This window comes from Filobacillus milosensis, assembly GCF_004402015.1.
Classification (GTDB): Bacteria; Bacillota; Bacilli; order Bacillales; family Alkalibacillaceae; genus Filobacillus; species Filobacillus milosensis.
Map to the genome: position 1 here is coordinate 1 of NZ_SOPW01000029.1, position 14,902 is coordinate 14,902.

At 37.1% G+C, this 14,902-nt stretch carries 11 protein-coding genes; 10 read left to right on the top strand and 1 reads right to left on the bottom strand.

Features of this window, described 5'->3' with window-relative positions; all coding sequences use genetic code 11:
* Positions 1–448: 448 nt before the first annotated feature.
* The gene (locus E3U55_RS16515) at positions 449–1,366 is read right to left on the bottom strand and encodes a DUF4349 domain-containing protein (RefSeq protein ID WP_134341585.1); all 918 of its coding nucleotides are present in this window, start codon (positions 1,364–1,366) and stop codon (positions 449–451) included.
* A 130-nt stretch (positions 1,367–1,496) separates the two neighbouring features.
* Between E3U55_RS16515 and E3U55_RS16520 the strand changes: the two genes are divergently transcribed.
* The 10 genes from E3U55_RS16520 (at position 1,497) to E3U55_RS16565 (ending at position 14,704) form a co-directional block, all read left to right on the top strand.
* Positions 1,497–2,165: a TVP38/TMEM64 family protein gene (locus E3U55_RS16520; protein WP_134341586.1), complete on the top strand. Its 669-nt coding sequence runs from the start codon at positions 1,497–1,499 to the stop codon at positions 2,163–2,165.
* 2 nt (positions 2,166–2,167) lie between these two features.
* Entirely contained in the window at positions 2,168–3,865 is a 1,698-nt protein-coding gene (locus tag E3U55_RS16525) for an ABC-ATPase domain-containing protein (RefSeq protein WP_134341587.1), read from the top strand.
* Between the two features lie 18 nt (positions 3,866–3,883).
* The gene (queG, locus tag E3U55_RS16530; RefSeq protein ID WP_134341588.1) at positions 3,884–5,023 is read left to right on the top strand and encodes a tRNA epoxyqueuosine(34) reductase QueG; all 1,140 of its coding nucleotides are present in this window, start codon (positions 3,884–3,886) and stop codon (positions 5,021–5,023) included.
* 18 nt (positions 5,024–5,041) lie between these two features.
* The gene (locus tag E3U55_RS17910; protein ID WP_134341589.1) at positions 5,042–5,572 is read left to right on the top strand and encodes a methylated-DNA--[protein]-cysteine S-methyltransferase; all 531 of its coding nucleotides are present in this window, start codon (positions 5,042–5,044) and stop codon (positions 5,570–5,572) included.
* A 48-nt stretch (positions 5,573–5,620) separates the two neighbouring features.
* Complete coding sequence (trmL, locus tag E3U55_RS16540; protein ID WP_134341590.1) at positions 5,621–6,094, top strand: tRNA (uridine(34)/cytosine(34)/5-carboxymethylaminomethyluridine(34)-2'-O)-methyltransferase TrmL; 474 nt, start codon at positions 5,621–5,623, stop codon at positions 6,092–6,094.
* 457 nt (positions 6,095–6,551) lie between these two features.
* Positions 6,552–8,219 (top strand): hypothetical protein, encoded by a 1,668-nt coding sequence (locus E3U55_RS16545; protein ID WP_134341591.1) that lies wholly within the window; start codon positions 6,552–6,554, stop codon positions 8,217–8,219.
* 228 nt (positions 8,220–8,447) lie between these two features.
* On the top strand, positions 8,448–11,270 hold the full coding sequence (locus E3U55_RS16550) for a 2-oxoglutarate dehydrogenase E1 component (RefSeq protein ID WP_134341594.1): 2,823 nt from the start codon (positions 8,448–8,450) through the stop codon (positions 11,268–11,270).
* A gap of 14 nt (positions 11,271–11,284) precedes the next feature.
* Positions 11,285–12,577 carry a 2-oxoglutarate dehydrogenase complex dihydrolipoyllysine-residue succinyltransferase gene (gene odhB, locus E3U55_RS16555; RefSeq protein ID WP_134341592.1) on the top strand — a complete coding sequence of 431 codons (1,293 nt, stop codon included), beginning with the start codon at positions 11,285–11,287 and terminating at the stop codon, positions 12,575–12,577.
* Between the two features lie 101 nt (positions 12,578–12,678).
* Entirely contained in the window at positions 12,679–13,278 is a 600-nt protein-coding gene (locus E3U55_RS16560) for a hypothetical protein (RefSeq protein WP_134341593.1), read from the top strand.
* A 226-nt stretch (positions 13,279–13,504) separates the two neighbouring features.
* Positions 13,505–14,704, top strand: a complete 1,200-nt coding sequence (locus E3U55_RS16565; protein WP_134341595.1) for a NupC/NupG family nucleoside CNT transporter — start codon at positions 13,505–13,507, stop codon at positions 14,702–14,704.
* Positions 14,705–14,902 lie beyond the last annotated feature (198 nt).

Genomic DNA, 14,902 nt, shown 5'->3' on the forward strand with positions numbered 1-14,902 from the left:
TTAGCTCTTTGGGATAATTATTTTGCTTTTTACCCATTGTAAACACGTCCTTTAAAAATGTTATTTCCATTGTAAACATTTCGCCAGTTGGTGTGTCCACTTTTTATACTAACCCTCAATAAATTGTAAAAATAAGCAAATAAAATTTCGGAAAAGGCAAATAAATTCTTACGATAAGCAAATATATAATTTTTATCAATAGAAAAGCGCCTATTCAGGACGAATAGGCGCTTCAATTTTTAAAAAATACTGTCGGTACTTATTCCCAAGACCTCTGTATTTATTGATCATTAGCAGCAACTGCTACTAATTATGTTGGTCAGACAAATGCAAAACGGATACGGCCATGAAGCTATCTCTTTCACTTACAGAACTTCCATACTGCCTCTTCAGTATTAACCTCCTATAATATAATCTATGACCATTATGTTCATAGAAAGCTATACCATTATTCAGACTTATATCTTTTTCTTCGCCTTAAAAATACGAACAGACCAATAATTATTAATGGAATAAGAATGGGCGAAAAACCAACAATTGCTACGACAATTCCAGATCCAATATTCAATAAAAAGTTAATCGTATCCATAAATAGTTTTTGTGCTTTTGATAAAGTATTCAGCTCAGATTGAGATTGAACTTCAGGAACCTTCACCGATCGTTCTTGAATGCTAATATTGATCGTTGAGAAAGCCACATGGTTTTCGAGGTAATTCATACGCCCTTTTATTTTCTCAATTTCTGATTGAACCGATGTTAAGTCATCAGAAATTTTCAAGAGATCCTCTGTTTTTTGAGCGTTTTCCATAAATGCTAATAAACGTTCCTCAACAGCCTCCTGAGCTCTTAGTCTGGATTCTAAATCTTCATACTCTTCAGTTACATCTTTTCCTTCAGTTCTGGTGTTGCGAATACGAGCATCTTCTGATTTTAGACTGTCCATGAATTCCTGAAAGTGTTCTTCAGGGACTCGAATTGTCATTTCCCCTGATGTGTTTTCGTCTTCACCATGATTGTATTGAGATGAGTTGACGATATAGCCATTGACCTTTTTTATTTCTTCGTTAATTCGGTCAACAGTTCGGCTATAATCACTCACCTCAATATCAATGTAACCTGTTCGTATCATCATGCGTTTAGACGTTTTAGATCCCTCTGATTGTTCACCTTCATACTCTGCGTCGTCTGCATTGCCGCTGCCGCTTTCAGTTGTGCTTTCTTTTTGTTGCTCAAAACCTCCATCGTCAGCGTTGTCCTCTGCAGCATTTCCAGAAGAACTGCCTTCATCCATAGCTGGATCTGAATTACTACAAGCGTAAAGCCCAACTAACAACAATAATACTAAAAATAAAACCACCTTTTTCATAATTGCCCCCCTAATTCCACTTTATGGTTATAGACGTAACTTTATGGTTAAAGGTTACAAACTTTGATTAAAGCTTTTATGCAAGGGGAATATAATGAGATATGGAAGTTAACTCAAAGGATGGTCATCGATGCAGTCAAAATCAATTATTAAAGGTAGCGCAATAGTTATTTTCGTTCTAGTCCTATACTCTTTTCATCAGCGTTTATTTCATATATCTCCTGAAGATCTTCGTACGTTCATTTTTATGGCTGGGTGGCTGGCTCCTCTTTTTTATTTAATATTATTCACGTTACGTCCGTTAACCTTATTTCCAGCATCTATATTTTCAATAGTTGGTGGATTGGCATTTGGTGCTATATTAGGGTCATTACTCGCTTGGACTGGGGCAACCCTAGGAGCCGTATTGGCGTTTTTAATTTCAAGACGTTTAGGTGAAGATAAGTTTAAGCATTTAAAAAATAAAAAAGTAAATGAATTAAAAAATAAATTTGAAGAAAAAGGATTTCTTTATATTCTAGCTTTACGTTTTTTACCTATTGTAAATTTTGATTTAATTAGTTATGGAGCGGGGTTGTCAGAAGTAAGGTTGATAGATTTTACTAAAGCTACAGTAATTGGTATTATTCCAGGTACGTTAATTTATAATTTTATGGGTGCTAGTTTAGTAGAAGGAAATAAGTGGACGATGATGATTGTAGGCATTGGGTATGCCATTATTGTCCTAGTGCCAGTGCTTTGGAAGAGAAACATTATGAAACGAATCGATCAAGTCAATTCAAAACATACGGAGGGTTAGGGTTGAAAAAGTTACAGCAACAGTTACAACAAATCGATCGAAAAAGTTACAAAGGTTATAAGTCTATCCAAGGTAAGTACCAATTTCAAAACTACGAATTACATGTGGATTATGTCCAAGGGGACCCATTCGCTGCCCCGTCAAAAATCAGGTTAGTCATTCCGAAGCGTTTTCAAGCTATTGAAGCAGAATGGCTTAAGACACTTCGACGTCAAACATATGTTGAAGACCATATGGCTCGTCGGGTTCATCAGGCGATTTTGAAAGAAAAAACTAATATTGGAGGCAGTGGTAAAAGTGGTATGGTTGCCATTGACGCTCCAGATCAAGCGATATTAAAGCGTTCTGCTGTATCCATAACGAGTGATAAGGTCACTGTATGTTTATCTGTTGGCTTACCAGCTAATGGACGACGAATTAATGGAAAAGAAGCGCAGAAACTTTTCTTTAATGCATTGCCGTCGATATTAAATCATTCCATTTTTGCTTTAAATGAAAAAGATTTAACGGAAGTAACTCACCTAGCAGATCAACATGACGCGATCAGAGAGAAAATGAAGGAAGAAAATTGGATTGCATTTATTTCTAATGATTCTATATTACCTCGTAAAAGTGGAATTAGTTCAAAACCACTTCAAGGCGCAGTACCTTTTAAGAGTCCCAAAGAAAATGAAGTATCTTTTGATATACCACATCGAAAAGCACCAATCTCAGGTATGGCTATTAAGAAAGGTATTACTCTAATTGTTGGTGGAGGTTTCCACGGAAAAAGTACGATATTAGAAGCACTAGAACAAGGCGTATATGAACATATAGCAGGCGATGGAAGAGAATATGTTCTGACAGATCCGAGTGCCGTGAAAATTCGTGCTGAAGATGGAAGAAGTATTAGTAAAGTAAATATCTCACCGTTTATTAATGATCTACCGAACGGAGCAGATACCCATACATTCTCTACAGAAAATGCGAGTGGAAGTACCTCACAAGCTGCTAATGTCATGGAAGCTTTAGAAGCAGGAGCTTCAACTCTGTTAATTGACGAAGATACAAGTGCCACAAACTTCATGATTAGAGATGAACGAATGCAGCAGCTTGTCGTTAAAGATAAAGAACCCATCACTCCATTCGTTCAAAAAGTAAAGCAGCTTCGAGATGAACTTGACGTGTCAACAGTCTTAGTCATGGGTGGCTCAGGTGATTACTTTGATATCGCTGACCAAGTGATTATGATGGATCAATATGTACCAGTCAACGTGACGGAAAAAGCGAGACAAATTGCTAATGAAAATCCGGTTGAATGGCCAGAAGCTGCACAAACATTTGGCAAGTGGACAGACCGCCAAGTTGTGAGGGATTCGATTAAGAAAAAATTAGGTCACAAAGCTAAAGTTCAGGCAAAAGGTAAACATACGATTATGTTAGGCAGAGAAGCGATTGATTTGTCATTAGTTGAACAAATTGTCGATGTTTCCCAGACAAGAATGGTCGCAAATATGTTAAAATATATGGCGATGCATGCACCTGTAAAGCAAGACCTAACAGTCCCAGAATGGCTGGATTATTTTGAAGAGGAAGTTAACAAAAAAGGTCTAAGCTTTACTCAGAAAAATCAAGAAGAACATCCAGGCGATTTAGCGATGCCACGTCGATTTGAATTGGCAGCTGCGATTAATCGCCTTCGTCAAATAAAAATTAACTAAAAGAGAGGAGGGGCGTGCATGGACTTTCAACAACTGAAAAAAGAATTAATCGAATACAGCGAAGAGATTGGCATCCAGAAAATCGGTTTTGCTTCTACTGATACGTTTGACACCTTAAAGCAACGCTTAATGGTTCAACAGTCTCTAAAATTTCAATCGGGTTTTGAAAAGGGTTCGATTGAAGAACGCACGACCCCGACTCAATTGATGCCAAAAGCTCAATCAATTATTTCAATTGCGTTAGCGTATCCTTCCCGCATGAAGGGTGCTCCGAAAAGTAGGAAAGGTGATCGTCGTGGTATTTTTGCCCGTGCATCATGGGGCAAAGATTATCATGATGTGTTACGTGAAAAATTAAATTTGTTAGGTGAATTTTTACAAGAAAAGCTGGATGGAGTGGCTTATAAAGCGATGGTAGACACTGGGGAACTCTCAGATCGTGCGGTAGCAGAACGTGCAGGTGTTGGGTTTGTCGGAAAAAACTGTGCGTTAATTACTGAAGAATATGGTTCCTGGGTATATTTAGGCGAATTAATTACCAATATCCCGTTTGAACCTGATAAACCAATTGAAGAGGGCTGCGGAGATTGTAATATCTGCGTTGATGCCTGTCCAACTGGTGCACTCGTTCAAGGCGGTCAGCTTAATGCTCAACGTTGTGTAGCCTATCAAACGATTACTAAGAGCTTTCTACCTGATGAGTTCCGAGAAAAATTAGGCAACCGAATATACGGTTGTGATACTTGCCAAATCGTTTGCCCTAAAAATAAAGGAAAAGATTTTCACATTCACCCTGAGATGGAACCAGATCCTGAGTTGGCTAAACCAAAGCTGATCCCTTTATTGAAGATTTCTAACAGGGAATTTAAAAATAAATTTGGATACATGTCAGGTTCATGGCGAGGTAAAAAACCTATTCAACGTAATGCAATAGTAGCTCTAGCCCATTATAAAGATGAAACGGCTGTTGATACGTTAGCTGATTTAATGGTCAATGACCCTCGTCCCGTTATTCGTGGGACTGCCGCTTGGGCTATCGGAAAAATTGGTCGCGAAGATGCTAGAGACATGATTGAGCAGGCTAAGGAACGCGAAGAAGATGAAGATGTGTTATTTGAAATGGAAAAAGGACTGGATTTTTTGGTTCAAAAAGTATAACCAAAGGGGATGTATTTAATGAAACCATTAACATTAACCAGCTATGATTCACCGATGGGAGAGTTTTTGATTGGTGGTCACAATGAACATGTTTATTTTGTAAAATTAGGTGAAGTTGACGACCGTCATTCGTGGTTAGAAAAATGGCGCAATAAACATTCTGTTGATGAACCCCTTCATGACCTTGAAGCTTTTCCAGACGTAAAACAAGAATTTGACAGATACTTTAATGATGGTTTGACAAACTTTACGTTCAAAACGGAAATGATAGGTACCGATTTTCAGAAAAGGGTTTGGCAAGTATTGAATGAGATCCCTTACGGTGAACAATGGACCTATAAAGATATAGCTGAAGCAATTAATCATCCCAAAGCCATTCGAGCTGTGGGCGGAGCGATTAACAAGAATCCAATCTCTATTGCTGTACCATGCCATCGCGTTATTGGAAGTGATGGTTCATTGACTGGCTATGCGAGTGGCCTTAATCACAAGAAATTCCTATTACATCATGAAACGAAATCAAGTAATTGGTTACACCAAACGAGTTAATCTGTGATATAATACATCTCGGTTATTAAGAATAAAGAGGTGTAAACAGTGGGAATCCATGTCGTTTTATATCAGCCAGAAATTCCAGCCAATACAGGGAACATTGCTCGTACTGTTCTCGCTACTGATTCGACGCTGCACTTAATCCGTCCGTTAGGTTTTTCAACTGAGGATAAAATGCTGCGCCGTGCTGGGTTAGATTACTGGCATGATGTGAATATAAAATATTACGATTCACTTGATGAATTATATGAAAAGTATCCTGAGGGAAGCTTTTATTATATTGAAAACTTCGGAACCAAATACTATACAGATTATGATTATAGTAATACAGAAGAGGACATCTTCTTTGTTTTTGGTCGGGAAACAGACGGAATTCCGAAGAAGTTGTTAGAAGGTAAAGAAGATCATTGCTTACGCGTTCATATGACAGATAAAGTTCGATCATTAAATTTATCGAATACAGCTGCGATTATTGTTTATGAAGCACTAAGGCAACAAGGTTTTCCGAATGTGGATTAAGATGAGACAGGTCGAGGCAGGTCATTTTTATGGCCTGTTTTTTTATGTTAACTTTGGACTTGGTCACTTGACGGTGAAACTTAGATACAAACTGATAAATTTTAAACACTAATTTTTACGACTTGGAAACAAAATTTTTAATCTTGGAGACTAGTACTAAGAAGTTGATAACTTTCAAAAAATAAAAAAAATCTCTCACAACATCTATTGTGAGAGATTTTTTAATGTCTATTTTTTAGGTTGACCTGGTTTTGCATCGTAACCAGCTGTAAAAATGGATACTAAGAATGTAATACATACACCTAAAATAACTGCTAATTTCATGAAGATCCACCTCTATTCAAAATCATTACTTGTATTATAACCAAAAATTCAATTCATGTGAACTATTGTCATAAACTGTTCGAATAATTTTTAATATCTTGACTGAATAAACATTAGACGAAGGGGTGGTCAAATGTTAAAAGATGAGATGACACTGAGTGAATATGTTGAACTAATTAATAGTGGGAATTATTTTCCCTTATCAGCGCATGAACGTATGTACAATGCCATCCAACATGCTATTCGTGAAGGAATTATTACTAGTGAAGTCGATCAGTCACTTCTTAATAGGTTAATTGAACAATACTTTTACCCGGCAAGTCTGGGATATGATATTCATAAACGGATGTTGATTTTAGTGGGACCGCCTGGGAGTAGGAAATCGAGTGTCGTTCGTTGGTTGAAACAGGCAATGAAATCCTTTTCTTACACCGGTCAAGGTGCAATTTTTAAAGTCAAAGATTGTCCTATGCAGGAAGACCCTTTACTGGCTTTACCGGAACATGTGCGCCGCGAGTTACCTGTAAAAGTGAATGGCGAGTTATCACCATTCAATCAATTTAGGTTGAAAAATGAGTGGGCTAATAATTGGCAGCAAATCCCGGTTAAGCGTTTTTATATATCTGAAACATATAGAAAAGGGATTGGAACGTTCTTTCCTGGTGATCCGTATTCTCAAGACATATCAGACCTCATTGGTTCAGTTGATTTTTCTACAATTTCAACGTACGGGGCATCGAGTGATCCTCGAGCTTATTGTTATGATGGGGAGTTTCAAGCGGCTAATAGAGGGGTGCTTGAACTTCAAGAAGTATTCAAAGCCAATCAACAACTGCTTTACCCTTTTTTATCGTTGGCAGAGGAAAAAGTGTATAAAATCTCGCGCCAATCATTAGTGACAGCTGATGAAGTTGTGATTGGTCACACCAATGAAGAAGATTTAAAAGAGTTTATTAAAAGTGATAAACATCAGGCTATATTAAACCGAATGGTCCTCGTAAAAGTCCCATATAACTTAAAACTTTCTCAAGAAGTTGCTATGTATCAGAATCAACTCTTAGAAAATGACAGGGAGCGCTTAGGTTTTTATGCCTTAGAAACATTAGCTGGTGCATTAATTTTGACGCGCATGAAGCGGTCCTCATATTCAATTACACTTCTTGAGAAACTAGAGCAGTATAATACGAATAAAGTCGATCAAGCTATCATTAATGAATTTTTAGATGAAGGGATGGAAGGATTAGATCCCAGGTATGCTTTTCATGTTTTATCTGTGATTTGTGCAAAGAGATTGACAATCATTGACGCTAATGATTTACTAGCACAGTTAGAAGAATTGATAAAAGGCGACTATCGTATAGGTTCAGGTAAAAAAGAGCAATATATCTATGCTATCCAATTAGCTCGAAAATTTTATACAAAGGCATGGTTGCAACTTATTAAAGATATAGTTGTAGAGGTTGAACGAAATGATCTTGAGAAGCTTATGACTAAGTATCTGACCAATCAACCTAATTCATTACATAATCGACTAGGAATAGACCAATCGAATTTTAAACACTTTGAATCGGTATGGCATTCGCTAATTGATCGCACAGAGCATATCATGTTTAATGAATTACCTGAATCTTTTCAGAGCGCCTTAATTGATTTACACATTTTCAATCAGCAAGAGCGGTTAGCTGAATGGTTTAATCAAAAAGTTAAGCCGCAGTTAAATTCTCGTGGGGTTAAACTTACTGAAAAGGCAGAAACAGATGTAATAGACTCATTAAATCAATATCTGAACCAACTAAATTGATTTTGTCCTTTAATCCGACAATTTTTGTTGTGTTTGCCTTTTCTATATACACATTTTCATATATACTAATTGTGATGATTATAATGTTTTTCTGGTTATGAGATTCAAGTTGTTTGTGAATACTTTAAAAAGGGTAAAAACTTGATAGTGATATCCCGAAAAACTGTTATACAAACTTAGTAACTTAGCTTACTTATTTGAAAACTGATGGGGGTAGTAAAAGTGGCAATGAAAGGGTCTAACGACAATGTTTGGGATGCTTTTCATGGTCCAAACATGGGCTATATCGAAGAGCAGTATGAATTATATCTTGATGACCCTGATGCAGTAGATGAAACACTGCGTCATATGTTTGATGAACACGGAGCACCAACTTGGGTGTCAGCATCTGTTGAATCAACATCGAGTGAAGGCACACAATCGTCAGCAAGTCTGCAAAAATTAACAGCGGCGATGAAACTAGTTGAGGCAATCCGTCGACATGGACATTTAGAAGCGGATATTTTTCCAGTTGGAAAACAAGATGATCGGTTTTCACCGTTAGTCGATCCGAAGAAATATGGTATATCAGAAGGTGACTTAAAACAGCTTGATGCCAAGCTATTAACCTCTGAAGTACCGAAAAATGTACAGAATGCATGGGATTTAGTAACGCATTTGAAAAAGAGATATTCAGGGACGATTTCATACGAATTCAATCATATTCCCGACGATGATGAACGCGAGTGGCTCTACAATAAAGTAGAAACTGGCGCTTTTGATGTTTCATTAAATAATGATGAAAAGAAACAAGTACTTAAGAGATTAGGTGACGTTGAGGGCTTTGAGCAATTTTTAGCTAAAACATTTGTTGCACAAAAACGTTTCTCAATCGAAGGTTTAGACGTGATGGTACCGATGTTAGACCGCATGGTAACTAACGCCCATAATGATGATGTAGACCATATCATGATGGGGATGGCTCACCGTGGTCGTTTAAATGTGTTAGCTCATGTTTTAGGTAAACCTTACGATATGATTTTTTCCGAGTTTGCGCATGCACCTGATAAAACACTAGTACCTTCTGAAGGTTCAACAGGTATTAACTATGGTTGGACAGGTGATGTTAAATATCACTTTGGTGCTAACCGTGAATACCAAAATGGTGATGACAGCAAAACAAAAATAACACTTGCACATAATCCATCACACCTTGAATTTGTGAACCCAGTAGTTGGCGGTTACACACGTGCAGTTCAAGACCAGCGTGATGAAAAAGGTTATGCTAAAAATGATGTAAGTAAAGCATTTAATATACAGATCCACGGAGATGCAGCATTCATTGGTGAAGGTGTTGTTGCTGAAACACTTAACTTATCTCAATTACGTGGATATGAAACAGGTGGATCAATTCACATTATCGCTAACAACTTAGTTGGTTTTACAACCAATCATGAAGATGGTCGTTCAACTAAATATGCAAGTGACTTAGCTAAAGGATTTGAAATCCCTGTCATTCATGTGAATGCTGATGATCCAATCGCATGCTTAACAGCAGTCGAGTTAGCTTACCAATATCGTAAGCAATTTAAGAAAGATGCATTAATTGATTTAGTAGGATATAGAAGATACGGACACAACGAAATGGATGAGCCTCGTGGTACGCAACCACAACTTTATAAAGATATCGATAATCATCCAACGGCATATGAAGTATATGCTGAACGTTTAGTATCTGAAAATGTTTTAGATGAAAAAGAATCAAAATCGTACAAAGAAGAGTCTAAGAAGAAACTTCGTGAAATCTATGACAACATGACTGAAAGTGAAAAGAAAAATCCTTCAGTTCCTGACTTGCCAAAAGAAGTGGTTAATGGCTTAGATAAGATTGAAACAGCAGTAGATGAAGATACTTTACGTAAACTAAATGAAGATATGTTAAAACGACCAGACGGTTTTGAAGGCTTTAAAAAGCTCGAAAAAATCTTGAAGCGTCGTGAGAAAGCATTTAATGAAGACGAAAAGATTGACTGGGCATTAGGTGAGGCTTTAGCATTTGCTTCAATCCTAAAAGACGGCACGCCAATTCGTATGACTGGTCAGGATTCAGAGCGTGGTACATTTGCTCACCGTCATGCCGTTTTAAATGATGTAAATTCTCAAGAAAAATATAGCCCGTTCCATGGCTTAGAAGGTGTTGAAGCATCTTTTAGCATTTATAATAGTCCATTATCTGAAGCTGGTGTATTAGGATTTGAATATGGTTACAGTGTTCAATCAGATGATACGTTAGTTGTATGGGAAGCACAATACGGTGACTTTGCTAACGCTGCGCAAGTTATTTTTGATCAGTTCATTGCAGCAGGTCGTGCGAAGTGGGGACAGATTGCAAGTATGGTTATGCTTCTGCCACACGGTTATGAAGGTCAAGGACCAGAACACTCAAGTGCCCGCTTAGAACGTTTCTTACAACTTTCGGCAGAGAATAACTGGACTGTTGCAAACGTAACGACAGCAGGACAGTACTTCCACTTGTTAAGACGTCAAGCTGCGATCGTTGGAACAGAAGCGGCTCGTCCATTAGTATTAATGACACCGAAGAGTTTAATCCGTAACCAACGAGTGGCTGTCGAGCACGAAAAACTTTCCTCTGGCAAGTTCAAAACTGTTTATGAACAAGAAGGTTCAGGCGAAAATGCAGAAGCAGTTAAGCGCTTAGTCATTGGTAGCGGTAAAATCATGGTAGACATTGAGGAAGAAATATCGGAAAAAGATCCGAACGAAGAAGTACATGTTGTTCGTTTAGAGCAGATCTATCCTTTTCCTGAAAAAGAGCTACAAAGCATCTTAAAGAAATATAAAAACGTAGAAGAAATAGTTTGGGTACAAGAAGAACCTAAGAACATGGGTAGCTGGGATTTTGTAAAAGAACGCATCCAAGAAATTAAGAAAGTTAAGCAGAAACTTAACTATGTTGGACGCCCATACCGTTCTTCACCTGCAGTTGGTGACCCTAACATTCACAAATCAGAACAAAATCGTATTATCAATGAAGCATTAACGCTCGATTAAAGGAGGAAATTAAAGTGAAGGAAATCGTAGTTCCTGAATTAGCCGAATCCATTACTGAGGGTACGGTTGCTGAATGGTTAGTTTCAAAAGGAGACCAAGTAGAAAAAGGAGACCCCGTTGTTGAACTAGAAACGGATAAAGTTAACGTTGAAGTTAACTCGGATTTTTCTGGTGTCATTGCAGAAATTTTAGTTGAAGAAGGTGATGACGTTGAAGTTGGTGACGTAATCGCTAAAGTAGACGAAAGCGGAGAAGCATCTGGTTCTGGTGATTCAGGTGAATCTGAGTCTAAAGATGATGACAAAGAAGAGTCTAAAGAAGAACCAAAAGAAGAGAAAAAAGAAGAAAAGTCTGAATCTAAGGAAGAGAAATCTGATTCTAAAGATGAAGGTAAGGATGATAATAAAACAGATCAGCCTGTCGCTTCACCAGCAACACGTAAGCGTGCTCGTGAATTAGGTATTGATCTAAGTGAAATCAAGCCAAAAGATCCAGTTGGCCGTATTTCTAAAGAAGATGTGGAAGCAGCAGCTAAGTCTAAATCTGATTCTGGTAAGAAATCTTCTAAGAAAGAAGAAAAATCTGCTGAGAAAACAGAATTTGATAAGCCGGTTGTACGTGAAAAAATGTCACGTCGTCGTCAAACAATTGCGAAGCGCTTAGTTGAAGCTCAGCACACAGCTGCGATGCTTACAACTTTCAATGAAGTAGATATGACTAACATGATGAAAGTACGCTCTGAGCGTAAAGATGCCTTCCAAGAAAAACATGGCGTTAAATTAGGTTTCATGTCATTCTTCACTAAAGCCGTAGTTGGAGCACTTAAAGAATTCCCATTAGTTAATGCGGAAATTCAAGGCGATGAAGTCGTGAAGAAGCAATTCTACGACATCGGTGTTGCGGTATCAACTGAAGAAGGTCTAGTTGTACCAGTTGTACGTGATGCAGACCGTCTAAGTTTTGCTGGTATTGAAAGTGAAATTGGTGACCTGGCGAAAAAAGCTCGTGATGGTAAACTAGGATTGAAAGATTTACAAGGTGGTTCATTTACAATCACTAACGGTGGTATCTTCGGATCACTACTATCTACACCAATCCTAAACACGCCACAAGTTGGTATCTTAGGAATGCACAAGATAGAAAAACGTCCTAAAGTAATGCCGGATGATTCAATCGAAGTTCGCCCTATGATGTACATTGCTATGTCTTATGACCATAGAATCATCGATGGTCGTGAAGCCGTACAATTCCTAGATCGAGTGAAACAAATGATTGAAGACCCATATGACCTTTTATTAGAAGGTTAAGTTGATAAAAAATCCCGCTCACAACTTCAGTGAGCGGGATTTTATTATGTTTAACTCAAAATGCCTCTAATTGCTTCATAGAATAGATTGGAGGTGTTTTTATGTATGACGATGGCTCGTTGCCTATTTTTTATCATGGACGTCATCCACAGTTAATTCGAGCGAAGAATAAGGTGAAAAATAAATCTGTAAATAGCCCAAGAACACCCATCACTCAAGAGACATTAACCGCACTATTTAATTCAGTACAACCACGCCAAAAATCTGTCATAATAAAAAAACTTAACCTAAACAAGACATTAACCAACCATATCGGTCATCAGAAAAACTTAGCAGATAGTTTAGTATATAATCATATTGAGCAACCTGAATATAATCATGAGATAAATGTTCTGTTAATTGATGCGTCATTTTCGATGTCTAAGTCGTTATCAAAAGCATTAAAAATAGCTGAAAATATATCATCAGACATTATTTTGTATCATGATATAAATTTATTTCATTTTAGCTATAAACGAGAATCAGTTGAGTGTCTCGGGGGAACGAATTACTATTTACCATTAAGAAGATTAAGTGATCTAAATAAAAAATTTAAAGTCATTCACCTCACTGATGGAGATACAACGATTAATGATAAATTTAAATCCACCCAACTAATTAACCAAAAAAACGAACTAACTTATGAGGAAATTAAAGTGTAACTCTCCCAATAACTAACATAAAAAACGTTCTTTCGGTAAAGATAAAATTATTCGAGGGAACGTTTTTATTATTAGGCAAAAAATTAAGAAATCCCTGATAATTCTCAATAAAAAATTACCAATTATTTTTTAGTTTAAAGTATTGTCGATTAGGGTAAAAGTTGCTACAATCAGAAATTGTTGAAAGTTTTCACATGAATAAAGGGAGGACAACATCTTGGGTATTATATTAGACATCGTATTTGCAATTGCAGCGATCGCGATTGTTCTTGGTATTGCATGGTTCATGTCCAATGACAAGAAAAATATACAATTTAAAGGAATCGCTTTCATGTTAATTGCACAATTAATCATAACTTGGTTTATGTTTAATACTGAAATCGGTCAAAATATTATTAAAGCGATTTCAGCTGCATTTAATAAACTCATTGAGTTTGGGCGTTCAGGTGTAGAATTCGTCCTGGGTGGACTAGCATTCGCAAACCCTGATAATCCACAAGTATTCTTTTTTGATGTACTATTAATTATTATATTTTTTGCAACAATTCTTTCTGTATTAACTTATTTAAAGGTTTTACCATGGCTTATCAATTTACTAGGTGGAGCGATTTCAAAAATCACAGCGCTTCCAAAGATTGAATCATTTAACGCGGTAAACAGTATGTTCTTTGGACAGTCAGAGGCATTACTTGCGATTAAATCTCAGTTCCATCGAGTAACAGAGAATCGCCTTTACATTGTAAGTGCTTCTGCTATGGGGTCTGTATCAGCTTCGATTGTAGGTGCTTATCTATCGATGCTACCTGCTCAATATGTTTTAGTAGCTATTCCACTTAACATGTTCAGTGCACTGATTATTGCATCTATCATCGCTCCAGTTAAAGTAGAGGACGAAGATGATGCTGTTGATATTAATGATGTATCTGGTTCGAAAAGTATTTTTGAAGCAATGGCAAACGGTGCACTTGATGGTGGTAAAATTGCCTTAATCGTTGCAACTATGCTAATCGCTTTCTTAGCTTCACTTGAACTAGTTAACTTCTTAATCGGTTCATTAATTAGTGGTTTAACGCTACAAGAAGTACTTGGTTGGATTCTTTCACCTATTGCATTCCTAATGGGTGTACCAGCTGGTGAAATTTCTCAAGCTGGTGGAATCATGGGTCTGAAAATTATCACAAACGAATTCGTAGCTATGTTAGAACTACAAGCAGCCATGGAAGGAATGTCTGAAAAAGCAGTTGGTGTTCTTTCAGTGTTCTTAACAAGTTTCGCTAACTTCTCATCAATTGGTATCATTGCTGGTACTGTTGCTGGTATTAATGGTGAGAAAGGTAAAGTGGTTTCACGCTTTGGTTTTAAACTTTTAATTGGTGCAACAATGGCATCAATCCTATCAGCTACAATCGCAGGTCTATTTATATAAACTTTTTCAAAGGTTTGGATCAATTTGGTCCAAGCCTTTTATGGCTCTAAAATATATGTTGGGGTACAGATAATTTCCTGACAAATAAAAAACACGCAATCTCCTAATTTTGTTAAACTTTGTTTAGACCAATAAACAAGTACAAAAAAGGAGATGCGTGTATTATGAATTTTAACATTTCATTGCCTGGATTAGAAG